We start from the raw sequence: 21,355 nt of genomic DNA on the forward strand, positions 1-21,355 counted from the left end.
CAGGACATCTTGTGTCCTGAACGACCCTTTCATGACATCCGGGGCTCACTCGGTCACCTTGGCGAGCACCACCCCTCCCACGATCAGCGCCATCGCGCCGAACCGGCCGAGGCTGACCGGGTCCTTGTGGATCACGATGCCGAACACGATCGCGCCCACCGCGCCGATTCCGGTGAAAACGGCGTACGCGGTCCCCACCGGGATCGAGTCCATCGCCTTCGACAGCAGGTACACCGCGGCGACGCCGAGCACGAAGCACAGCACGGTCGGCCAGAACCGGGTGAAGTTCTCCGTCGGCTTGATGCTCTGCGACCAGGCGACCTCGACGGCTCCCGCCAGCAGCAGGATTCCCCAGCCCATCAGACCTGCCTTCCAGCTTTTTCGGCGCCGAGGAGCGCCTGTTCCCGCGACGCGATCCGGTCGGGGTCACGCGGGCTCAGCCGCGGGTCGACCAGGGCGTTCGTCAGTTCGGAGTGCAGGAACGTGACGTCCCGGACGTCGTAGTGCCCGGCGAAGAAGTCGCGCAGGTAACGCTCGTGGTGGTCGACCGGCTCGCGCGGCGTGCCCGGCAGGTAGGTGCCGCCACGCGCTCCCGTGACCACGAAAGCCTTGCCCGCCAAGGACATCTTCGGGAACGTCACCTGGTCGATCCACAGTTTGAGCGTTGCGGGGATCGAGAAGTTGTACATCGGCGCGCCGATCAGCACGACGTCGGCGGCGAGCAGTTCGGCCAGCAGCGGCTCGATGACCGCCCAGGCTTCGCGCTGTTCCGGCGTCTTCACCACGGAGGCGTACCCGGCCGGATCCGTGATCCCCGCCTGGAGGAGGGCGTCGCAGATCTCGGTCCAGGCCTGGCCGATCGGCGGCACCGGGTCGGCGGCCACGTCGCGGTAGGTGTAGCCCGCGCCCGGGTTCGCGGCGCGCCAGGCGTCCGCGAACCGAGCGCTCAGCTCGCGGGAGAACGACGCGCTGCGGGCACTGGAGTCGAGGTGGAGAAGGTGGCTCATCGGGGCCTCCCGGACCAGGAAGTGGACACGGCGTCCACTTGCTTCGCCGGGTACAAGTGGACGCCGCGTCCGGATATTCCCTAGGCTGCGGACCATGCCGGAAGATCTGCTCGCGAACGGCCCGGGACGGGAACGCTCGGATGCCGCCCGTAACCGCGCGAAGATCCTGAAGGCGGCCGAAGAGCTCTTCGCCGAACGTCCGGCGGCCGACGTCACCATGGAGGACATCGCCAAGGCGGCCGGAGTCGGCCGCGCGACGCTGTACCGCCGCTACCCGGACCGCTCGGCGATCGCCGTCGCCCTGCTGGACGAGCACGAGCGGGAGCTCCAGGAGCGGCTGCTCACCGGCCCTCCCCCGCTGGGGCCCGGCGCGCCACCCGCCGAGCGGCTGGCCGCGTTCTACGCGGCGATGACCGGGCTGCTCGCCCGGCACGCGCATCTCGTCCTCGGCACCGAGGTCGGGCACTCGCGATTCACGACCGGGCCGTACCGGCTGTGGCGTACCCATGTCCGCCATCTCGCCGAGCAGGCGAGCGCCCCGGATCCGGACGTGCTCGCCGACGTCCTGCTGGCGCCGCTCGCCGTCGAGGTGTTCCTGCATCAAACAGGCGAGCTCGGCCTGAGTGTCGAACGGATCACCGACACCCTGGCCGAGCTCGCCCGGCGAACGCTCTCCTGATCAGCCGGCGAGACCGTCGACGACCAGCTTCATCACGGCCTGCCAGTGCTCGCGCTGCGCGGCGCGCTCTTCCGGACCGGTGAGCCGCTCCTGATGGAAGACCACGGTCGTCTTGCCCGGCCCGGCCGGACGGAGGCCGACCTGGACCGTGCTCTCGTGGTCCCAGTCCTTCGGCCGCCAGGTGAGGCGGATCTTCTCGCGTTCGCGGTAGCCGCGGACCTCGCCGACCGTGCCCTCGGCCGTCTCGTACGGCGCGCCCTTCTCCGGCTCCAGCCGCACGTCACCCAGCCAGGCCGCCAGGCCCGGACCCGAGAGGTACTCCCAAACCTCGTCCAGCGGATACGCCACCGTCTTGGACACGCCGATCTCCCAGCCCGCGTCCTTCGTCTTGCCGATCATCACGCCTCCGCTGTAACCGTCTTACCTGGTTTCTGAAACCGACTATAGTGGTTACATGACTCCGGGAACAAGACTGCTCGTCAACGCCCAGGGTGAGCGGTACCGCTTCGATCCAGGCAGCCTCAGCCTCGAACTCATGCTGACCGGCGGCCCCGGCCCGTACGAGCGCTACGAGATCGCGCATACGCCGTCCGCCCTCGCCGACTGGTTCACCGGCTCCCGGCTGGCGCTGACCGCTCCCCTGACCGACGTCCGGATCCGGCCCGCCGAACTCACCGCGCTCAAGGAACTGCGGGACACGCTCTACCGCGTCGCACCCGCCCTCGCCCGGGGCGAAACTCCGTCGGCCGGCGACCTCGCCGTGCTGAACAGCGCAACCGAAGCCACCCCGAGGCCACTCGTCGACCCGGAGACACGGCGGCTCGCCTGGGCGCCGCCCGTCACCGGGAAGCAACTCCTCGGCGCCGTCGCCCGCGACGCCATCGGTCTGGTCGCGGGCGAACGCTCCGGACGCGTCCGCGAGTGTTCCGCGAGCGACTGCTACCTGCTGTTCTTCGACACCTCGCGATCGGGCAACCGCCGCTGGTGCTCGATGGAGCGCTGCGGCAACCGCGCCAAGATCCGGGCGTACCGGGCCCGCACCGAAACCGCGTGATCGCTAGGATTCCCGGCGATGCAGGGTGAAGCGAAACTGGAGCAACGCGTCGTCGAGACGGCGGAAAAGCTGCTGGCCAAAAAGAAGTCGGTGACCGCGCTCGGCATCCTCACCGGCATCGGCTGGCTCTCGGAGAACGTCGTCGACGCCTGGCAGCGCGGCCGGATCCCCGACCTGTCGACGGCGCTGCCGGTGACGCCGGAGAAGCTGACCTTCGCGCTCGGTGCCCTGCAACGCTGGGTCGCGGCGAACGATCTCGAAGGGTCGGAGATCGAGCACGTCGGCGCGACCCGGGACCGGGCGGCCCTGCGAGTGACCTCCGGCGAACTCGCCGGTCTCGAACCGCTGTTCCGGACGCACTGGATCATGCCGGGCCTGTCCGAAGCCAAACGAGCGCAAGTCGAGGCCCGGCAACGGAAAGCACCCGACCTCGTCGTTTCGGTGGCACTCCGGGATTGGACCTGCGCCGACTGCGGCGGCACCGGCGATCTGCAATTCCTGGAGAACGAAAAGCCGCATTGCCTCGACTGCGCCGACCTCGGTCACCTGGTCTTCCTGCCCTCCGGCGACGCCACCCTGACCCGCCGGGCGAAGAAGGCGAGCCGGCTTTCCGCCGTCGTCACCAAGTTCAACCGGTCCCGGAAACGTCATGAGCGGCAAGGGATCCTGGTCGAAGAAGCGGCACTGCGCGACGCCGAGGACCAATGCCTCGCCGACGAGGACGTCCGGGAACGGCGTCGCGACCGCGACCGCGAACGCCGCGCTCACGAAGACGTCGAGTTCACCGCCCGGTTCCACGCCGCGATCATCGAACTGTTCCCCGGCTGCCCGCCGGAGCGGGCACGCGCCATCGCCGAACACGCCGGTCTGCGCGGCAGCGGCCGGGTGGGCCGGTCCGCCGCCGGGCGGGAACTGGCCGAACGAGCGGTGTTCCTCGCCGTCGTCGCCTCGATCCGGCATCTGGACACCGAGTACGACGACCTCCTCATGGCGGGCGTGGAACGCCAGGCCGCCCGCGACCGCATCCGGCCGACCATCGACGCGGTGCTCGAACGCTGGCGTTCCTGACCGCTGTCACGTTCCGGGCGCGGGGCTCGTCCAGGGGTCATGTTCACCGCATATCTCATCGTGGCGCTGGTGACGATCGTGCTCACCGCCGGGGCCGCGATCGCCGATTTCGCGTATGCCCCGTTCGTCCTCGACAACTCCGCCGCCGTCGACATACCCCGCTCCTGGCTCGTGCCCCTCGGACTGGTGAAGGCCGCGGGTGCGGCGGGCCTCATCCTCGGCCTCCTCGGGGTGCCGCACCTCGGGATCGCGGGGGCCGCCGGGCTCGTGCTGTTCTACCTCGGCGCGGTAGTCGTCCACGTGCGAGCCCGCGTTTTCGGCAACATCGCCGCCCCGGGCGGTCTCCTCGCGCTGGCCGCGGTCACCCTGGTCTTGGATCTCGCTCAGGCCAGGTAGGGACCGAAGTGCTCGGCGACGACGTCCGCGACCGCCTCGGCGTCCTTCGAGCCGTCGACCCACAGCACCCGGATACCGAGCCCCTTCGCGGTCCGGACGGCGTCCTCGGCGACAAGCCGGTCTCGCGCGACCCGGTTGCGCTGCGCGCGCTCGGGATCGCTGACCCGCTGCGCCATCGCGGCGGCACGGGGCAGCACCCGCAGCTGATGCTCACGGAACTCGTCCGTGGGTACCAGCACGATCATCCGCCGGGGTGAATCCAGGAGAGGCGCGACCAGTTCCGGGCGCAACCCCCAGCCCTCGGCGAGGATCGGGCGCCCGGACACCAGCGCGCGCAGATCGTCCAGAGCCCATTCGAACCGCAGCGGGAAACCGGCGATCGTGTCGGCGGCCATCCGTTCGGGTGTGGGCTCGACCCACACGGTGTCGGGGTCGGCATCCTCGGCGGGCGAACCGTTCCGGACGCGGTGGGCGATGCGACGGTCCTGATGGGCGCGGGCGTCGTGGAAGTCGTAGTGGTAGACGGTGATGCCGTGGCGGCGGGCGAGCAGACGGGAGACGGTGGACTTGCCCGCCCATTGACCGCCGCAGATCCAGAGCGCTTGCTTGAGTGTGCCGAAAGGATCAACGATGGTCACGCACGCGCCTCCGGTGTCATGAAAGGGTCGTTCAGGACATATATCGTCCTGAACGGCCCTTTCATGACATTCGCTGTGACCTAGCTGCAGCCGGAGGTCGCTCCGCACCCTTCGCAGGCGTAGCAAGAACCGGCGGGCCGCATCTTCGTGCCGCAGGTCATGCAGAGCGGCGCGTCAGAAGCGGTGCCCAGGTTCAGCTCCACGAGTTCCGCCGTCGAGTGCGCGACCTTGGCGGGCTCCGCGGACGAAGAGTCCACAGTGGACCGGAGGGCGTCGATGTCGACGTTTTCCGGTTCCGCGGCGGGTGCGCCGCCGTAGCTCGCCTCGACCTGTGCCGAACGTTCGTCGGCGGTGAAGATGCCGAGCTGCGAACGCTTCTCGTACGGCAGGTAGTCCAGCGCCAGCCTGCGGAACAGGTAGTCCATGACGCTGGTGGCGATCCGGATGTCCGGGTCGTCGGTCATGCCGGCGGGCTCGAAGCGCAGGTTGGAGAACTTCGAAACGTAGAACTCCAGCGGGATCCCGTGCTGCAGGCCGACGGAGATCGACATCGAGAACGCGTCCATCACGCCCGAGAGGGTCGATCCCTGCTTGCCGAGCTTCACGAAGATCTCGCCGAGGCCGTCGTCCGGGTACGAACCGGCGTGCAGGTAGCCCTCGGCGCCGCCGACGGTGAACGACACCGTCTGGCTCGGGCGCTTCTTGGGCAGGCGCTTGCGGACCGGCCGGTATTCGACGACCTTTTCGGCCTCGGGCTCGGCCTTCTCCTTCTTGCCGCTGGACAGCGGCTGGCCGACCTTGCAGTTGTCGCGGTAGATCGCGAGCGCCTTGAGGCCGTACTTCCAGCCCTGGAAGTAGATCTCCTCGACCTCTTCGACGGTCGCCGACTCCGGCATGTTGACCGTCTTGGAGATCGCGCCCGAGAGGAACGGCTGCACCGCGGCCATCATCCGGACGTGCCCCATCGGCGCGATGGACCGCTCCCCCACCGCGCAGTCGAACACCTCGTAGTGCTCCTGGCGCAGGCCGGGGGCGTCGACGACGTGGCCGTGCTGGGCGATGTACTCGACGATCGCTTCGATCTGCTCGCCCTGGTAGCCGAGCGCGGCCAGCGCGCGCGGGATCGTCTGGTTCACGATCTGCATCGAGCCGCCGCCGACCAGCTTCTTGAACTTGACCAGCGAGAAGTCCGGCTCGATGCCGGTCGTGTCGCAGTCCATCATGAAGCCGATGGTGCCGGTGGGCGCGAGCACGGAGGCCTGCGCGTTACGCCAGCCGCTCTTCTCGCCCAGCTCGATGCCGTGCTTCCATTCCTGGGTCGCGAGCGCGCGGACCGCGGCGTCGTTCGAGTGGTAGGTCCGCACCAGTTCGTTGGCGGCGGCGTGCTTGCGCATGACCCGCTGGTGCGCCTCGGCGTTGCGCGCGTAACCCTCATACGGTCCGACGACCGCGGCGAGTTCCGCGGAACGCCGGTACGAGACGCCGGTCATCAGCGACGTGATCGCGGCGGCGAGCGCGCGGCCGCCGTCGGAGTCGTACGCGTGCCCGAGCGCCATCAGCAGCGCGCCGAGGTTCGCGTATCCGATGCCCAGCTGACGGAACTTGCGAGTGGTGTCGCCGATCGCCTCGGTCGGGAAGTCGGCGAAGCAGATCGAGATGTCCATCGCGGTGATGACCAGCTCGACGGCCTTCGCGAACAGCGGCGCGTCGAAACCGCCGTCCTCGGTGGCGAACTTGAGCAGGTTCAGCGAGGCCAGGTTGCAGCTGGAGTTGTCCAGGTGCATGTACTCCGAACACGGGTTGGACGCGGTGATCCGGCCCGATTCGGGGCAGGTGTGCCAGTCGTTGATCGTGTCGTCGTACTGCAGCCCCGGGTCGGCGCATTCCCAGGCGGCCTGCGCGATGGTGCGGAACAGCTTCTTGGCGTCGACCCGGTCGATGACCTCACCGGTGGTCCGCGAGCGCAGGCCGAAGTCGCCCTCGGTCTCGACGGCCTGCATGAACTCGTCGGAGACACGGACCGAGTTGTTCGCGTTCTGGTACTGGACGGAGGCGATGTCCGAGCCGGAAAGGTCCATGTCGAACCCGGCGTCGCGGAGGACCTTGATCTTCTCCTCTTCGCGGGCCTTGGTCTGCACGAACTCCTCGACGTCCGGGTGGTCGACGTCGAGCACGACCATCTTCGCCGCGCGCCGGGTGGCGCCACCGGATTTGATGGTGCCCGCGGAGGCGTCGGCGCCGCGCATGAAGGAGACCGGGCCGGACGCGGTGCCGCCGGAGGACAGCAGCTCACGCGAGGAGCGGATGCGGGAGAGGTTCAGCCCGGCACCGGAACCGCCCTTGAAGATCAGGCCCTCTTCGCGGTACCAGTTGAGGATCGACTCCATGGTGTCGTCGACCGCGAGGATGAAGCAGGCGCTGACCTGCTGCTTCGACGTCGTGCCGACGTTGAACCAGACCGGCGAGTTGAAGCTGAACACCTGGTGCAGCAGCATCCAGGTCAGCTCGTGCTCGAAGACCTCGGCGTCGGCGGGGCTCGCGAAGTAGCCGTGTTCGCGGCCTGCGTTGACGTAGGAGTGGACGACGCGGTCGATCAGTTGCTTCAGGCTCTGCTCGCGCTGCGGCGTGCCCACGGCACCGCGGAAGTACTTGCTCGTGACGATGTTCGTCGCGTTGACCGACCAGAAGCCGGGGAACTCGACACCGCGTTGCTCGAAGTTGACCGTGCCGTCGCGCCAGTTCGTCATCACGACGTCCCGGTTCTCCCAGGTGACCTGGTCGTACGGGTGGACGCCCTCGGTGGTGAAGACGCGGCGCACGGTGAGCCCGCCCGCCTGCTTCTTCTTCCCGTTCGTCCGCGCTGTGGCCGGGTTGCCTGTTCCCACGGTCTCGGTCATGGGTCTATCCCTCACTCCCACGCGGGAGGCGGCATCAGCCGTCTTTCGCGTCTTGATCGCTCTCGTCCGGTGTGGCAGCCATGGCCTCGCGGAGGTCCGAGATCTCCTTCTCGAAGTCCTCGACCGAGGAGAAGGAGCGGTAGACACTGGCGAACCGGAGATAGGCGACGCCGTCGAGTTCGCGCAGGGGGCCCAGGATCGCCAGGCCGACCTCGTGACTCGGGATCTCCGCCAGCCCCGCCGACCGGATCGACTCCTCGACCCGCTGCGCGAGCTGCTGCAACGCGTCGTCGTCGACCGGCCTGCCCTGGCAGGCGCGGCGCACCCCCCGGACCACCTTGTCCCGGCTGAACTGCTCGGTGACCCCGGATCGTTTGACGACGGCGAGCACCATCGTCTCCGAAGTGGTGAAGCGCCGGCCGCAAGCAGCGCAGGAGCGCCTCCGCCGGATCGCCTGACCCTCATCCACCTCTCGGGAGTCGACGACCCGAGAGTCCGCATGCCGGCAGAACGGGCACCTCATCCGCCGATCACCTTCCCCTCCGCGCCGGCCGGTCCCGAGTGGACGCCCGCCCCCGTCGCCACGCAACGACGGAAAAGATCGACATGTGGATCGATCTGTGGACATCCGGTGGGTGAACACCGGCCAGCTGTGGACAACTGGTACCGAGTCTACCCCAAGCTATGGACCAACTACAGCCATGTAACTACTACATATAGCGGTGGAGACTAGATCGCTGGTCGGACGCACGCAAGCGCAACGGGCGGGTCGATCAGACACGAAAGAGGAGCTCACCCACGACGGGTGAGAGCACCCTCCGGGATCACCTCCCGCCTTCCGCGACCTCTGCCGCGACGGGGACCGTGAGCGGCAGCCCGGGCACGAGGACGGCGTTTTCCAGGGAGTTGAGCTCCTTGATCCTGGCGACGACCGCGCCCGTGTCACTGCCTGGCGCGAATCGCGCCGCGAGATCCGTCAGCGTCTCGCCCGCGGAAACGGACACCGTGGTGGTCCGTTCGGGTACCGCGACGCCGGGAGCACCGGCCAAGAACAGACCCAATCCGGTGACAACCCCGGCGACGAGCAAGGCCATCCCGGCGAGCGAGGGCCACCTGAGCGGGAGCCGCCGCGGCGCCGGGCACGCCGGGGCGACGGTGGCGACGCCGGGGCGGCGGCCCGCCACGACCCGCGCCCTGGTCGGCGGACGCAGGGGCTCGGCACGCCTGCCCCGCACCACCCGCACGGGCCTGGTCGCCCCTGCCGGAACGGACCCGGGGGAACTGGGCCGCACCAGTCCTCGATCGGCCAGAATCGACATCGGAACCTCCTCGCAGTCCTGCTGCACTCGCCGCCGGGCCGGGACCCGGCATCAAGATCGAACACGCGTTCTATCGAACGCCCGTGCGAATGTGTACCACCTCCCACCGACAAAAATCGAGCGACACGGCGTGTCCATCGAACAGATGTTTGAAATCGTCGTCCCGGCGGGCTAACGTCGTTGACCAGGGCGTCTGCTGCGCGGACGCCGCCGATGCCGTGGGCGGGGAAGATCGTCCTCCACCGGCGAAGACACGCGAAGTCGGTCCGGGCGACCGGACGTACTGGGAGGCGACGCAGGAGATGAAGGAGCGAGACGGTGGCTAAGGAGAGCAAGGCGGGGAACGCGCCTAGGGGCTCGGGCAAGGTGCGCGCCTTGCCCGAGGTCTACGAGGTGGACGAGACCCTGACCGTGCGGCAGCAGCAGGTGCTCGACGTGATCAAACTGTGGGTGAGCCGGTTCGGCTACCCGCCGAGTGTGCGTGAGATCGGCGAGGCGGTCGGGCTGACCTCGACTTCGTCGGTGTCGCACCAGTTGCAGGCCCTGCAGCGCAAAGGTTATCTGCGACGCGACCCGAACCGCCCGCGTGCGGTGGGGGTGCTCGCCACGACGGACGACAACCCGATGGGCATCGACGTCGAGCAGCCGCAGTCGGCCGCGAAGGCCGCGTACGTACCGCTCGTCGGCCGGATCGCGGCCGGTGGCCCGGTGCTGGCGGAGCAGGCGATCGAAGACGTCTTCCCGTTGCCGAGGGAGATCGTCGGCGAGGGTGAGCTGTTCCTGCTCAGCGTCACCGGTGACTCGATGGTCGACGCCGCGATCACCGACGGCGACTGGGTCGTCGTGCGCCAGCAGCCCACGGCGGACCCGGGCGAGATCGTGGCGGCGATGATCGACGGCGAAGCGACGGTCAAGACGTTCAAGCGCAAGGACGGCCACATCTGGCTGATGCCGCACAACGAGGCGTACGAGCCCATCCCGGGTGACGACGCCACGATCCTCGGCAAGGTCGTCGCCGTTCTTCGCAGGCTGTAGCCCGGAGCCGGAGCACGCCGGGATCCCGGGTCGTCCGAGACCACGCGCGCGCCCGCTTTCGGCCGGAGGCCCACGGAAACGTTTTGCAGGGTGCCTGCTCCGCCGGCGACCGGTTGATCACGAGGCACCCTGCGGAACGTTTTCGTCAGCGCGCTGTAAATGCAGTTCAGACCCGGCAAGCTTCGGTCAGGCTCGGCGTTTGCGGAGTCTGCCGACCAGGAGCAGGCCGCCGATCACGACGACCGCGGCGATACCGGCCTGCACGTACGGGAAGTCGGATCCCTGGCCCGTGCCACCGGCCGCGGAGGTCCCGCCCGACGTGCTGCCCTCGGATTTCGCCGCGTCCACCGCGAGTGCCGCCGCGCCCTTCACCGACCGGATCTGCTCGCCGACGCCCTCCCCGCCGGACAGCAGGGTCCCGTCCGGGTCGAAGGCGATCGCCTCACCCTGTTTCTCATTCGGCAGGGGCACGCGTACGGGCTCGCGCTGCAGCGCGCTCTTGAGGTCTCCGTCGGTGACGGCGTAGAGGTAGGCGTCGGTGTAGGTGCGCAACGCGACCACCGAGCCGTCGGCCGTCGACGCCGCGCCGGTGACGGTCATCGAGCCGATCGATCCGGCGGGTCCGCCGGGTGTCGAGGTCTCTTTGATCTGCAATGACCCCACGCTCTCCAGCGGGGTCGGCCCGGGACTGGCGAGCGGCCCTGTCGGCCGGTACACCTTCGAGTTGCCGAAGAAGTCTTTGGTGATCAGGTACGGCGTGCCGGAGCGGTCCATGATCAGCGCCTCGACGTCGTGCTGCCCGTCGGGGTAGGTGAGCCGGTGCAGCGTCGCTTTGCCTTGCGGCGTCAGCGAGATCAGCGCGACCGTGTCCCGCCGCTTGCGGTTGTCGCCGGTGTCGGAAAGCCAGAAGGTGCCGTCCGCCGTCCGGGCGAGGTCTTCGGGGTCGTACGGGTCCGTGGCCGCCGAAATGACCTTCTGGACCTTGCAGTCGCGGCCGAGCACGAAGACCTGCGTCTTGGTCCCGCCGTCGTTGAGGGCGTACAGGTGCTCGCCGTCGGAAACCAGACCGGAGAGCTCGCTGAGCCGGGATTCGCCGTTCTTGCACACCGGCTGCGGCGCCGGCGCCCCCTGCGCCAGGGCGGGAGCCGTCCCGCCGATGAACGCCGCCAGCACGACCGCCGCCGCGACAATCCCCCGCACATCCACCTCCGTACCGTGGAACCCCTGAAGCCCCACACTACGGAGACGTGCGGGACGGCGCGCAGTTCGGTGCGGACGCCGAGATGCGGCGGAATGTCGCGAAGGCCACTTCCAGCGACCGGCCGCGGTGCCCCGACGCGCCTGGGTACGTGAAGGCCCCCTTCACCGCGTCCAACGCGATGAAGGGGGCCTTCACGTACTTGCCTACAGAGCCGAGCCGTTCGTCTGGAAGTCGCTCAGCGCCGCGGCCAGCTCAGGCCTGCCGCGGACGACCAGCCGGGTACCGGTCTCGACGTGCTCTTCCTCCAGCACCTCGCCGTCGGCGTGGGCGCGGGAGACGAGTTCGCCCCGCGAGTACGGGATCAGCACCTCGACCACGACCTCCGGCCTCGGCAGCCGCTCCGCGATCACCTCGGCCAGCTCCGTGATGCCGGTACCGGTCCGCGCCGACACCTGCACCGAACCGGCCATCTGGTGCCGCAACCGGGCCAGCGACACCTCGTCGGCGGCGTCGGCCTTGTTGATCACCAGCAGCTCCGGCGGGAGCGGCTCGGAACGGCGCTTCGTGATCTCGGCGAGCACTTCACGCACCGCGTTGACCTGCTCTTCCGGCGTCGGGTCGGAACCGTCGACGACGTGCACGAGCAGGTCGGCGCTCGCCGCCTCCTCCAGCGTCGACCGGAACGCGTCCACCAGCTGGTGCGGCAGGTGCCGGACGAAACCGACGGTGTCGGTCAGCGTGTAGGTGCGGCCGTCGGGCGTCTGCGCCCGCCGGGTCGTCGGATCCAGCGTGGCGAACAGCGCGTCCTCGACCAGCACCCCGGCGCCGGTCAGCGCGTTGAGCAGGCTCGACTTGCCGGCGTTGGTGTAGCCGACGATCGCGACGCTCGGCACCTCGTTGGCCACCCGGCGACCGCGTTTGGTCTCGCGGATGGTGTCCATCGCGGCGATCTCGCGGCGCAGCTTCGCCACGCGCTTGTTGATCCGGCGGCGGTCGGTTTCGAGCTTCGTCTCACCGGGACCGCGCAGACCCACACCACCGTTGGCGCCGCCCGCCCGGCCACCGGCCTGCCGGGACAGCGCCGCACCCCACCCGCGAAGCCGCGGAATCAGGTACTGCAGCTGAGCCAGCTCGACCTGCGCCTTGCCCTCCTTGGAGCGGGCGTGCTGCGCGAAGATGTCGAGGATCAGGGCGGTGCGGTCGATGACCTTCACCTTGACCTTCTCCTCCAGCTGACGCAGCTGACCGGGCGAGAGTTCACCGTCGCAGATCACCGTGTCGGCACCGGTGGCCGCCACGATCCCGCGCAGTTCCTTGACCTTGCCCGAGCCGATGTAGGTGGCGGGATCCGGGCGGATCCGCCGCTGCACCAGGCCTTCCAGCACCTCGGAGCCCGCCGTTTCGGCGAGCCGGGCGAGTTCGGCGAGCGAGGCCTCGGACTGGAGGGCGCTGCCCTCGGTCCACACACCGACCAGAACGACGCGCTCCAGGCGCAACTGCCGGTATTCGACCTCGGTGACATCCGCGAGTTCGGTGGACAGGCCCGCTACCCGGCGGAGCGAGGCGCGGTCCTCGAGCTCCAGTTCGCCGGTCGAAGGGTCCATGTCGTTCAGATCGTTGTGTGTCAGTTCCGTCATCGTGCCTCCATGGTCCCACGTTTCGGCGGCGGGACCGAATTCATTACCTGCTGGGATACTTCGACAGGTAGATGGCCGTGCGTTTCGCTTCCGGGTCGACCGGCCGTGCCATGAAGTCGTCGACGAGCTCCATCAGCCGCGTTTCGAACTCGGTGATCTGCTCGTCGGGCACCTGGACGACCAGGCGCGTCTGCTGCACCTCGTCGAATCCCACATCGGCGATCTCGGCCAGATATGCCTCGAAGATCGCCTGATCGATCCCCCTGTCGCGGGAATCAAGATGCCATGACAACCCGGTCGAGCGATACGGAATTTCTTTCGCACCGCGCGTGCCGCGTCGCGGCGGGAGCGCTTCGAGGAACCCCGTGTCGACGAGCTTCCGAACATGGTGCAGCGTCGTCGCCGGGTCGCGATCGAGCCGTTCGGCGAGTTCCTTGTTGGTCAGCGCCTCGGAGTAGGTCAACCGGATGATGCGCAGCCTTATTCCGGAGGCCATCGCGGCGATCTCGGCCTCGGTGGCGGCGCGTCGTGGAGTGGGCACCGGGACAGCCTAGAGCGATAAGTGATTGACAGTTTCCAATCACTCACGCCAAGGTGGCGTCGTGCGCAGAGACTCCCTCTTCTTCCACGCGGACTTCCGGCGGCTCTGGGCGGGCGACACGGCCAGCCAGGTAGGCGCCTTCGCCGGTCACACCGTGATTCCCCTGCTCGCGGCCACCGTGCTGGCCGCGACCCCGTTCGAGATGGGGCTGCTGACCGCGGCCGAGACCATCGCGTTCCTGATCATCGGGCTGCCCGCCGGGGTGTGGGTCGACCGGATGCGACGCCGGGTCTTGATGCTGCGGGCCGACTTCGTGCGCGCCGCGCTGCTCTTCAGCATTCCGCTGGCGTGGTGGGCGGGGGTCCTGTCGCTGACGCAGCTGATCATCGTCGCCACGCTCGTCGGCGTCGCGACGGTGTTCTTCGACGTCGCCTACCAGTCGTATCTGCCGTCGCTGGTCGGCCGCGAGCACCTCCTCGAAGGCAACGCGAAACTCCAGGCGAGCCAGTCGGTCGCGTTCCTGACCGGTCCGGGCATCGGCGGCGGGCTCGTGCAGCTGGCGGGCGCCGCCAACGCCGTGCTGATGACCGGCGTGGGCTTCCTGACCTCGGCGCTGTGCCTGCTGCGGATCCGCACCGTCGAGGAGGTTCCCGAGCGAAACGAGGATGCGAAGCTGCTCCCCCAGATCGCCGAGGGGCTGCGGTTCGTCTTCAAAGACCCCGCGCTGCGCTCGATCGTCGCCTGCACCGGGACGTGCAACCTGTTCAACGGCGCCTTCACCGCGGTGCAGATCCTGTTCCTGAACCGGACGCTGGGGCTGCCGCCGGCCGCCGTCGGCATCGTTCTCGCGATCGGTGGCGTCGGCGGGATCCTCGACGCCGTCGTCGCGGGCAGGATCACGGCGCGGCTCGGGCAGGCACGGTCGATCTGGCTGGTACCGCTGCTGACCTGGCCGCTGCAACTGCTGATCCCGCTGGCGGAGCCCGGCTGGATGGTCGCGCTGATTCCCGGGGCGCTGCTCTTCACGGGCTTCGGGATCATCATCTACAACGTCGCGCAGGTGTCCTACCGGCAGGCCGTCTGCCCGGACCGGCTACTCGGACGGATGAACGCGAGCGTGCGGTTCATCGTCTGGGGCATGCTGCCGCTGGGCGGCCTGCTCGGCGGCGCGCTCGGGGAGGCGATCGGGATCCGCGCCACCGTGTGGTTCGCGATGATCGGTCAGACGGCCGCGCTGCTGTGGGTGGTCTTCTCGCCGATCCGGAAGCTTCGCGACCTTCCGAAGGAGCCGATCGCGGTCGGCTAACCGAGCCCGGCCCACCAGGTTTCGTCGAGTTCCCCGCGGGCGACGATCTCCGCCGGGCCGGTCAGCGTGGACCCGCCGCGGCGGACCTCGACCACCACACGGCCGCCGGGGATGTCGACGGTCGCCTCACCGGTGTCGGTGCCCGCGAGGTGCAGGGCGGCGGCGACCGCGGCGACCGTGCCGGTGCCGCAGGACCGCGTCTCGCCGACGCCGCGTTCGTGGACGCGCATCTTCAGCGCGTCCTCGCCCAGCAGGTTGATGAACTCGAGGTTCACGCCGTCGGGGAACACGTCGGAGTCGAAGTCGGGCTGGTCACGCAGGTCGAGCACGTCGACGTCGTCCTCGACGACCGACACCAGGTGCGGGTTGCCGACGTTCACCGCGACCCCGGAGAACGGCTTGCCCGCGACCACGGTGACCGACGTGCCGGTGATCGTCGCCGGACCCATCTGCACGGTCACCGAGCCGTCGGCGTGCATCCGCACCGGCCGGTCTCCGGCGCGGGTGCCGATGACGAAGTCGCGTTCGGACACGAGCCCGGAGTCGACCAGGTGGCGGACGAAGACGCGGACGCCGTTGCCGCACATCTCCGCGATGGACCCGTCGGCGTTGCGGTAGTCCATGAACCATTCGCCGCCGGACTCGGCACCCAGTGCGGCCGACCGCACGATCCGGAGCACACCATCGGCGCCGAGACCGCGCTGACGGTCGCACAACGCGGCCACCCGCGCTTCGGTCAGATCGAGGCGGCCGTCGGGGTCGGGAAGCAGCACGAAATCGTTCTGTGTGCCGTGTCCCTTGAGGAATTCGATGCCGCCCATGGCGCCAAGATTACTGGGCCACCGCTTCGAGGACGCGCTCGGCCAGCCGCTCCGAACCGCCGTCGAACCACCGGATGCGCTTGTCCCGCCGGAACCAGGAACGTTGCCTCCGCACGAACCTCCGGGTGGCCTGTGCGGTGGCCGCCGACGCGGCCGCGAAGTCACCGTCGCCATCGAGTTCGGCGATCACCTGTTGGTAGCCCAGCGCCCTCGATGCGGTGAGCCCGTCACGGAGTCCTTGGCCCAGCAACGTCCGGACCTCGTCGACGAGCCCGGCTTCGAACATGAGCTCCACGCGGCGGTCGACGCGGGCGTCGAGTTCCGCCGGTTCGCGGTCGATGCCGATCAAAACCGTGTCGTAGCGCGCGGGCCCCGGTTTCGGCAGATTCGCCGAGAACGGTTCGCCGGTGATCTCGATGACCTCCAGCGCGCGCACGATCCGGCGGCTGTTGGTCGGCAGGATGGCCGTGGCGGCGACGGGGTCCAGTTCCGCGAGCCGGGCGTGCATCGCGGGGACGCCGATTTCGTCGGTCTCGGCGGTCAGCCGGGCGCGCACATCCGGATCGGTGCCCGGGAATTTGAGGTCGTCGAGCACGGCTTGGACGTAGAGGCCCGACCCGCCGGTGAGGATCGGCACACGGCCGGCGTCGAGGAGTTCTTCGACGCGCTGACGCGCATCGCGCTGATAGGCGGCGACGGACGCCGTCTCGGTGACGTCGAGGACGTCGAGCAGGTGATGCGGCACGCCGCGCCGCTCTTCGACGGTCGCCTTGGCCGTCCCGATGTCCATCCCGCGGTAGAGCTGCAGCGCGTCGGCGTTGACGACCTCACCCCCGAGGGTGAGGGCGAGTTCGACCGCCAGTGCGGTCTTCCCGGTCGCCGTGGGTCCGACGACCGCGACCGGCCGGATCACGCGTGGTCCCAGACCGCGACGTGGTAGCCGACGCCGAACGGCGCGGCCGAGTAGAGGACCTCGGCGGTCCAGTCGCCGTCCGCCAGGCCGGCGAGGACCTGCCAGGGCGCGCGGCCGCCGGCCCCGAGCTCGGTGGCCAGGGCGGGGTCGAGCGCGGCCAGCGCTCCCGTGTCGGCCTTGGCCAGCGCGTCGCGGATGCCGGCGTCGAACCCTTCCGCGCGCGCGTCCTCGCCGCCGGGGGAACGGGGGCCGTGCCTGCTCGAACCGTCGCCGAGAACGAGCACGGCGGGGTGGTCCCCTACCGCTCGGGCGAACTGTTCGCACTGGTCGGAGGGGGTGGCGGGATCCACGAGATGGACTCGGACGGAGGACGCGCCGGCCTGCTCACGAAGCCAGCCGGCGACGAGGGCGGGCAACGGCAGCTCGGTTTCGGGCGCCGTCACCCGGCTGAGTGAGACTCCGAGGTCGACGCCGAAACCGCGGAAAGAGCCGCTCGCGTGTTCCGGCACTTCGGGGGCACCGGCGGCCGCGCCGACGACGACCCAGTCCGGTGAGGCACTGGTCAGGCGCCTCGCCGCGGCGAGGCAGGCTTCGCGCAGCTCGGCGCACTCGTCGGCCGCTCCGGCGGCCAGTTCGGGGATGAGCAGCGGGGGTTGCGGGAGCACGGCGACACGGCGGATCACGGCCGCCGACGTTACCTTCCCCGCCATCCACGACCCGCAACCGACCGACACGGAGGGTCCTCCGGAAGTAGGATCACTGCCCTCTGGTGGTTCATCCGGTTCCACGGTGGACGCTGAGCTGCTTGAATGCCGCAAGGGGCTGATGCCCCGGAAGCAAGACGGCAACGCATTACCCGGCCCCGCCGCTAGGCGGGGCGCCCGCGCCAGCGGGCGTACAGGCGATAAGGAGCCTGCGATGGCCCAGGAGAACACGTCCACCGGTACCCCGGCACCGCACCCGGTACCGCACGCGCTCGGTGGCGGGCATCCCGCACCCCCCGTGCCGCCCGCCGAGCCCAGCCCGTCCGCTTGGGGCAGGGTCGACGAAGAAGGAACGGTCTACGTCACCACACCCGACGGCGAGCGCGCGGTCGGTGTCTGGCAGGCCGGGAGCCCGGACGAGGGTCTGCTCCACTACGCGCGCCGCTTCGACGACCTGCGCACCGAGGTCGAGCTGCTGGAGACCCGGCTGGAGTCCGGCGCGGGCGACCCGAAGCACGCGCTGGCGACGGCCACGCAGCTGCGTGACGGCCTCGCCGAAGCCGCCGTCGTCGGCGACATCGCCGCGCTGAGCGGCCGCATCGAGCAGGTCATCGCCCACGCCGAGAAGGCGCTGGCCTCGGCCAAGCAGGAGCGTGAGGAGGCCCGCGCGGCCGCCGTCGTCCGCAAGCAGGCCCTCGCCGACGAGGCCGAGAAGCTCGCCGCCGAGTCGACGCAGTGGAAGGCCGCCGGAGACCGCCTGCGCGCGATCCTGGACGAGTGGAAGACCGTCAAGGGCGTCGACCGCAAGACCGACGACGAGCTGTGGAAGCGGTTCTCCAAGGCCCGTGAGGCGTTCAACCGCCGCCGCGGCTCGCATTTCGCCGAGCTCGACAAGCAGCGCGCGGGCGCCAAGCACCGCAAGGAAGAGCTGATCGCCGAGGCGGAATCGCTCTCGGAGTCGTCGGACTGGGGCGAGACGGCGGGTCGCTACAAGGACCTGATGACCGAGTGGAAGGCCGCCGGACGCGCCCCCAAGGACAGCGACGAGGCGCTCTGGCAGCGGTTCCGCGCCGCGCAGGACAAGTTCTTCGCCCGGCGGTCCGCGGTGTTCTCCGAGCGGGACGCCGAGTTCGCGACCAACGCGCAGCAGAAGGAAGAACTCCTCGTCGAGGCCGAGAAGATCGACCCCGCGGCGAACCTGGAGGCGGCGAAGCAGCACATGCGCCGCATCCAGGACCAGTGGGACGAGATCGGCAAGGTCCCGCGCGAGCGCATCCGCGAGCTGGACGGGCGGCTGAAGGCCGTTCAGGACGCGATCAAGTCGGCCGAGGACAGCAAGTGGCGGCGGACCGACCCGGAGGCGCAGGCCAGGGCGGCGCAGTTCCGCGAGCGGGTCGAGCAGTTCGAGTCGCAGGCGGCCAAGGCCCGTGCGGCGGGCGACGAGCGGCGCGCGAAGAAGGCGGACGAGCAGGCCGCGCAGTGGCGTGAGTGGCTCGAAGCGGCGGAAGCGGCCATCGCGGACCGGTAGGTCTTCCGCCTTCTGTAGTGCCATGAAAGGTCCTTTCCTTGCAAATTTTGCAAGGAAAGGACCTTTCATGGCGTTCGCGGGCGGGCACGCGCGTCACTCCACTGTGGAGGGATGGCTAGCACCTTCGTGCGTATTCGAGCGCTCTCCGCGCTCAACCGTGGTCGACTTCGATCATGAACCAGACACTGATTCCCCCAGTACGCCGGGCGTTCGCCGCCCTGGCGATCAGTTGTGCTCTGGTGGCCGGGCTCGCGCCGGCCGCGTCGGCGACGGCCGCCCCGGCACCGGCCCCGGTCTCCGCCGAAGCGGGCAAGAAGAAGGTCAAACTCGACGCCTCGCTCAGCAAGAAGCAGGTCAAGGTCAACGAAAAGGTCACGCTCAAAGGGACGCTGCAAGCCGCGGAAGGCGCCGACGGGACGGACAGCCTCGAAGCGATCATCGTGCAGCAGCTTCAGGGCAGCGTGTGGGTGAACATCGCCGACACCACCTGCCGGCCGAACTCGACGTTCTCGTTGAAGCTGAGCTTCTCCTTCAGCGCGGTGGTCACGCTGAGGGCCTACCACCCGGAAACGACGCTCTACGCGAGCGCCTACACGTCCAGCAACCTCACCCTTCGGGTCGGCTAGCTGCGGGAGAAGGCCGCACGCATCCAGTAGATGGCCAGCGCGACGGTGGCGATCCAGGCGACGATCAGCCCGAAGCCCGGACCGCCACCGGCCGCGCCGGTCGCGTTCGAGGACTGCTGTGACCAGATCGCGAGCATCCCGTCGACGGAGGCGAACCAGCCGCCCGCGGCGCAGACCCAGGCCAGCCACCAGCGCCGGGTCACCAGCGTGACGGCGCCGACGAACACCCCGATCCCGGTGGAGGTCGCGGCGAACAGCTGCGGGATCCCGCCGCCCCGGCCGAGCAGCACCTCCCAGCCGGCGTGCTCGCCGACCCAGGGCAGCAGCTGGGCGATCAGCAGCACGAACACCAGGACGGCGATGGTGAATCCGCGCCTGCCCAGCTCGATCGTCTTGGCCGCGCGCTCACCGACCTCGTCGATCTCGGCGGCGAGTTCGTCGATCTTCGGTTCGGTCACAGTGCACACCCGCTCACCGGTTCCGGCGTGACGGCCGGGGCGCCGAAGCCCGGCAGGCCCAGCGTCACGCCGTTGGTCTTCGGCCGCAGCCCGGCCTCGGAGTTGTCGCCCGCCTTGGTGCGGCGGTGCGAAAGCAGGTCGCCGTCGGCGACGAGGTGGTGCGGCGCGCCGTAGGTCACCACGGTCTCGACGACGTCGCCGGGCCGCACCGAGCGGTCCACCAGCGGCCCCGTCGGCGTGAAGTGGACGAGCCTGCCGTCACGGGCGCGGCCGCTCATCCGCTGCGTCTCGGTGTCCTTGCGGCCCTCGCCGGAGGCCACCAGCAGCTCGACCCGCCGTCCGACGATCTTCTTGTTCTCGTCCCAGGAGATGTCGTTCTGCAGTTTCACGAGCCGCTCGTAGCGCTCCTGCACGACCTCCTTCGGCAGCTGCCCGTCCATCTCGGCGGCGGGCGTGCCCGGCCGGATCGAGTACTGGAAGGTGAACGCGCTGGAGAACCGCGCCTGCGCGACGACGTCGAGCGTCGCCTGGAAGTCTTCCTCGGTCTCGCCGGGGAAGCCGACGATGATGTCGGTGGTGATCGCGGCGTCGGGCATGGACTCGCGCACGCGGTCGAGGAGCTTGAGGTAGCGCGCCGACCGGTACGACCGCTTCATCTCGCGCAGCACCCGGTCCGAACCGGACTGCAGCGGCATGTGCAGCTGGTGGCACACGTTCGGGGTCTCGGCCATCGCGTCGATGACGTCCTCGGTGAACGCCGCCGGATGCGGCGAGGTGAACCGGACGCGCTCCAGCCCGTCCACCGAACCGCAGGCGCGCAGCAGCTTCCCGAACGCGAGCCGGTCGCCGAATTCGACGCCGTAGGAGTTCACGTTCTGGCCGAGCAGGGTCACTTCCAGCACGCCTTCGGCGACGAGCGCCTCGACCTCGGCCAGGATCTCACCGGGACGGCGGTCGCGTTCCTTGCCGCGCAGCGCCGGGACGATGCAGAAGGTGCAGGTGTTGTTGCAGCCGACCGAAATCGACACCCAGCCCGCGTACGCCGAGTCGCGCTTCGCCGGGAGCGTCGAAGGGAAGGTCTCGAGCGATTCGAGGATCTCGACCTCGGCTTCGGCGTTATGCCGCGCGCGCTCCAGCAGCGTCGGCAGCGAACCGATGTTGTGCGTGCCGAAGACGACGTCCACCCAGGGCGCGCGCTTGACGATCTCGCCGCGGTCCTTCTGCGCGAGGCAGCCGCCGACGGCGATCTGCATGTCCGGCTTCGCGGTCTTCTGCGGGCGCAGATGGCCGAGGGTGCCGTACAGCTTGTTGTCCGCGTTCTCCCGCACCGCGCAGGTGTTGAACACGATCAGGTCGGGTGTGGCCTCGCCGTCACCCGGAACGTAGCCGGCGTCCTCGAGCTGCCCGGCAAGACGTTCGGAGTCATGCACGTTCATCTGGCAGCCGAAGGTGCGGATCTGGTAAGTGCGCGCGCTCATCTCGCCTTCGAGGGTACGCGGGCGGGGTTCCATGGCACGATCGACCCTC

The 21,355-nt window shown here is 69.4% G+C and carries 23 protein-coding genes; 8 read left to right on the top strand and 15 right to left on the bottom strand.

Annotated features, from left to right (window positions below):
* Positions 1–45 precede the first annotated feature (45 nt).
* Both DMC61_RS08575 and DMC61_RS08580 read right to left on the bottom strand, forming a co-directional pair.
* Positions 46–360 (bottom strand): multidrug efflux SMR transporter, encoded by a 315-nt coding sequence (locus tag DMC61_RS08575; protein ID WP_125688266.1) that lies wholly within the window; start codon positions 358–360, stop codon positions 46–48.
* Positions 360–1,007: an FMN-dependent NADH-azoreductase gene (locus tag DMC61_RS08580; protein WP_125688268.1), complete on the bottom strand. Its 648-nt coding sequence runs from the start codon at positions 1,005–1,007 to the stop codon at positions 360–362. Before DMC61_RS08580 ends, DMC61_RS08575 begins: the two co-directional genes overlap by 1 nt.
* Before the next feature lie 94 nt (positions 1,008–1,101).
* Here DMC61_RS08580 and DMC61_RS08585 point away from each other — a divergent pair, with 94 nt between their 5' ends.
* Positions 1,102–1,686: a TetR/AcrR family transcriptional regulator gene (locus tag DMC61_RS08585; protein WP_125688270.1), complete on the top strand. Its 585-nt coding sequence runs from the start codon at positions 1,102–1,104 to the stop codon at positions 1,684–1,686.
* On the opposite strand, the gene DMC61_RS08590 is transcribed toward DMC61_RS08585, so the two are convergent.
* Positions 1,687–2,085 carry an SRPBCC domain-containing protein gene (locus DMC61_RS08590; RefSeq protein WP_125688272.1) on the bottom strand — a complete coding sequence of 133 codons (399 nt, stop codon included), beginning with the start codon at positions 2,083–2,085 and terminating at the stop codon, positions 1,687–1,689.
* 55 nt (positions 2,086–2,140) lie between these two features.
* Here DMC61_RS08590 and DMC61_RS08595 point away from each other — a divergent pair, with 55 nt between their 5' ends.
* Genes DMC61_RS08595 through DMC61_RS08605 form a run of 3 tightly spaced genes read left to right on the top strand, consistent with a single transcriptional unit; the run spans position 2,141 to position 4,204 of the window.
* Entirely contained in the window at positions 2,141–2,740 is a 600-nt protein-coding gene (locus tag DMC61_RS08595) for an ABATE domain-containing protein (RefSeq protein WP_125688274.1), read from the top strand.
* Positions 2,741–2,758: 18 nt separating this feature from the next.
* Positions 2,759–3,808, top strand: a complete 1,050-nt coding sequence (locus DMC61_RS08600; RefSeq protein WP_125688276.1) for a DUF2293 domain-containing protein — start codon at positions 2,759–2,761, stop codon at positions 3,806–3,808.
* 39 nt (positions 3,809–3,847) lie between these two features.
* Positions 3,848–4,204, top strand: coding sequence for a DoxX family protein (locus DMC61_RS08605; RefSeq protein ID WP_125688278.1), 357 nt, complete (start codon positions 3,848–3,850; stop codon positions 4,202–4,204).
* Here the strand turns inward: DMC61_RS08605 and DMC61_RS08610 are convergent.
* The 4 genes from DMC61_RS08610 to DMC61_RS41575 form a co-directional block, all read right to left on the bottom strand.
* On the bottom strand, positions 4,192–4,842 hold the full coding sequence (locus DMC61_RS08610; protein ID WP_125688280.1) for a hypothetical protein: 651 nt from the start codon (positions 4,840–4,842) through the stop codon (positions 4,192–4,194). The two genes, DMC61_RS08605 and DMC61_RS08610, sit on opposite strands and share 13 nt — an antisense overlap.
* An 80-nt stretch (positions 4,843–4,922) precedes the next feature.
* The gene (locus DMC61_RS08615; protein ID WP_125688282.1) at positions 4,923–7,739 is read right to left on the bottom strand and encodes a vitamin B12-dependent ribonucleotide reductase; all 2,817 of its coding nucleotides are present in this window, start codon (positions 7,737–7,739) and stop codon (positions 4,923–4,925) included.
* Between the two features lie 34 nt (positions 7,740–7,773).
* Positions 7,774–8,262 (bottom strand): transcriptional regulator NrdR, encoded by a 489-nt coding sequence (gene nrdR, locus DMC61_RS08620; RefSeq protein ID WP_034311932.1) that lies wholly within the window; start codon positions 8,260–8,262, stop codon positions 7,774–7,776.
* Between the two features lie 301 nt (positions 8,263–8,563).
* Positions 8,564–9,058 (bottom strand): LysM peptidoglycan-binding domain-containing protein, encoded by a 495-nt coding sequence (locus DMC61_RS41575; RefSeq protein WP_233594736.1) that lies wholly within the window; start codon positions 9,056–9,058, stop codon positions 8,564–8,566.
* A gap of 318 nt (positions 9,059–9,376) precedes the next feature.
* Between DMC61_RS41575 and lexA the strand changes: the two genes are divergently transcribed.
* A complete protein-coding gene (gene lexA / locus DMC61_RS08630; protein WP_037343289.1) occupies positions 9,377–10,093 on the top strand; it encodes a transcriptional repressor LexA in 717 nt (238 codons plus the stop codon).
* Positions 10,094–10,279: 186 nt separating this feature from the next.
* Here the strand turns inward: lexA and DMC61_RS08635 are convergent, their stop codons facing one another.
* The 3 genes from DMC61_RS08635 to DMC61_RS08645 form a co-directional block, all read right to left on the bottom strand.
* On the bottom strand, positions 10,280–11,293 hold the full coding sequence (locus DMC61_RS08635) for a hypothetical protein (RefSeq protein WP_125688284.1): 1,014 nt from the start codon (positions 11,291–11,293) through the stop codon (positions 10,280–10,282).
* A gap of 204 nt (positions 11,294–11,497) precedes the next feature.
* A complete protein-coding gene (gene hflX / locus DMC61_RS08640) occupies positions 11,498–12,931 on the bottom strand; it encodes a GTPase HflX (RefSeq protein ID WP_016332733.1) in 1,434 nt (477 codons plus the stop codon).
* A 43-nt stretch (positions 12,932–12,974) separates the two neighbouring features.
* The gene (locus DMC61_RS08645) at positions 12,975–13,472 is read right to left on the bottom strand and encodes a transcriptional regulator (RefSeq protein WP_016332732.1); all 498 of its coding nucleotides are present in this window, start codon (positions 13,470–13,472) and stop codon (positions 12,975–12,977) included.
* Positions 13,473–13,533: 61 nt separating this feature from the next.
* Here DMC61_RS08645 and DMC61_RS08650 point away from each other — a divergent pair, with 61 nt between their 5' ends.
* Positions 13,534–14,778, top strand: coding sequence for an MFS transporter (locus tag DMC61_RS08650; RefSeq protein ID WP_125688286.1), 1,245 nt, complete (start codon positions 13,534–13,536; stop codon positions 14,776–14,778).
* On the opposite strand, the gene dapF is transcribed toward DMC61_RS08650, so the two are convergent.
* The 3 genes from dapF to DMC61_RS08665 are packed head-to-tail and all read right to left on the bottom strand — an operon-like array spanning position 14,775 to position 17,195.
* On the bottom strand, positions 14,775–15,599 hold the full coding sequence (dapF, locus tag DMC61_RS08655) for a diaminopimelate epimerase (protein WP_125688288.1): 825 nt from the start codon (positions 15,597–15,599) through the stop codon (positions 14,775–14,777). The two genes, DMC61_RS08650 and dapF, sit on opposite strands and share 4 nt — an antisense overlap.
* Positions 15,600–15,609: 10 nt before the next feature.
* Positions 15,610–16,512 (bottom strand): tRNA (adenosine(37)-N6)-dimethylallyltransferase MiaA, encoded by a 903-nt coding sequence (gene miaA, locus DMC61_RS08660; protein WP_125688290.1) that lies wholly within the window; start codon positions 16,510–16,512, stop codon positions 15,610–15,612.
* Entirely contained in the window at positions 16,509–17,195 is a 687-nt protein-coding gene (locus DMC61_RS08665) for a class III extradiol dioxygenase subunit B-like domain-containing protein (protein WP_125688292.1), read from the bottom strand. The genes miaA and DMC61_RS08665 overlap by 4 nt, the downstream gene beginning before the upstream one ends.
* Before the next feature lie 235 nt (positions 17,196–17,430).
* Between DMC61_RS08665 and DMC61_RS08670 the strand changes: the two genes are divergently transcribed.
* Complete coding sequence (locus tag DMC61_RS08670; protein ID WP_063275011.1) at positions 17,431–18,744, top strand: DUF349 domain-containing protein; 1,314 nt, start codon at positions 17,431–17,433, stop codon at positions 18,742–18,744.
* A 173-nt stretch (positions 18,745–18,917) separates the two neighbouring features.
* The gene (locus tag DMC61_RS08675; protein ID WP_125688294.1) at positions 18,918–19,370 is read left to right on the top strand and encodes a hypothetical protein; all 453 of its coding nucleotides are present in this window, start codon (positions 18,918–18,920) and stop codon (positions 19,368–19,370) included.
* On the opposite strand, the gene DMC61_RS08680 is transcribed toward DMC61_RS08675, so the two are convergent.
* Both DMC61_RS08680 and miaB read right to left on the bottom strand, forming a co-directional pair.
* Positions 19,367–19,828 (bottom strand): hypothetical protein, encoded by a 462-nt coding sequence (locus DMC61_RS08680; RefSeq protein WP_063275009.1) that lies wholly within the window; start codon positions 19,826–19,828, stop codon positions 19,367–19,369. The two genes, DMC61_RS08675 and DMC61_RS08680, sit on opposite strands and share 4 nt — an antisense overlap.
* Complete coding sequence (miaB, locus tag DMC61_RS08685; protein ID WP_016332724.1) at positions 19,825–21,339, bottom strand: tRNA (N6-isopentenyl adenosine(37)-C2)-methylthiotransferase MiaB; 1,515 nt, start codon at positions 21,337–21,339, stop codon at positions 19,825–19,827. The genes DMC61_RS08680 and miaB overlap by 4 nt, the downstream gene beginning before the upstream one ends.
* Positions 21,340–21,355 lie beyond the last annotated feature (16 nt).

The sequence above is a fragment of the Amycolatopsis sp. WAC 04169 genome, from assembly GCF_003947535.1.
GTDB lineage: Bacteria > Actinomycetota > Actinomycetes > Mycobacteriales > Pseudonocardiaceae > Amycolatopsis > Amycolatopsis keratiniphila.

Excerpts from the sequence above, each read along its gene's own strand:
- DMC61_RS08595 (WP_125688274.1), top strand. The coding sequence starts at position 2,141 with ATGACTCCGGGAACAAGACTGCTCGTCAACGCCCAGGGTGAGCGGTAC.
- nrdR (WP_034311932.1), bottom strand. The coding sequence starts at position 8,262 with ATGAGGTGCCCGTTCTGCCGGCATGCGGACTCTCGGGTCGTCGACTCC.
- dapF (WP_125688288.1), bottom strand. The coding sequence starts at position 15,599 with ATGGGCGGCATCGAATTCCTCAAGGGACACGGCACACAGAACGATTTC.
- DMC61_RS08585 (WP_125688270.1), top strand. The coding sequence starts at position 1,102 with ATGCCGGAAGATCTGCTCGCGAACGGCCCGGGACGGGAACGCTCGGAT.
- DMC61_RS08590 (WP_125688272.1), bottom strand. The coding sequence starts at position 2,085 with ATGATCGGCAAGACGAAGGACGCGGGCTGGGAGATCGGCGTGTCCAAG.
- DMC61_RS08600 (WP_125688276.1), top strand. The coding sequence starts at position 2,759 with ATGCAGGGTGAAGCGAAACTGGAGCAACGCGTCGTCGAGACGGCGGAA.
- DMC61_RS08575 (WP_125688266.1), bottom strand. The coding sequence starts at position 360 with ATGGGCTGGGGAATCCTGCTGCTGGCGGGAGCCGTCGAGGTCGCCTGG.
- DMC61_RS08605 (WP_125688278.1), top strand. The coding sequence starts at position 3,848 with ATGTTCACCGCATATCTCATCGTGGCGCTGGTGACGATCGTGCTCACC.
- DMC61_RS08615 (WP_125688282.1), bottom strand. The coding sequence starts at position 7,739 with ATGACCGAGACCGTGGGAACAGGCAACCCGGCCACAGCGCGGACGAAC.
- DMC61_RS41575 (WP_233594736.1), bottom strand. The coding sequence starts at position 9,058 with ATGTCGATTCTGGCCGATCGAGGACTGGTGCGGCCCAGTTCCCCCGGG.
- DMC61_RS08670 (WP_063275011.1), top strand. The coding sequence starts at position 17,431 with ATGGCCCAGGAGAACACGTCCACCGGTACCCCGGCACCGCACCCGGTA.
- DMC61_RS08675 (WP_125688294.1), top strand. The coding sequence starts at position 18,918 with ATGAACCAGACACTGATTCCCCCAGTACGCCGGGCGTTCGCCGCCCTG.
- hflX (WP_016332733.1), bottom strand. The coding sequence starts at position 12,931 with ATGACGGAACTGACACACAACGATCTGAACGACATGGACCCTTCGACC.
- DMC61_RS08580 (WP_125688268.1), bottom strand. The coding sequence starts at position 1,007 with ATGAGCCACCTTCTCCACCTCGACTCCAGTGCCCGCAGCGCGTCGTTC.
- miaB (WP_016332724.1), bottom strand. The coding sequence starts at position 21,339 with ATGGAACCCCGCCCGCGTACCCTCGAAGGCGAGATGAGCGCGCGCACT.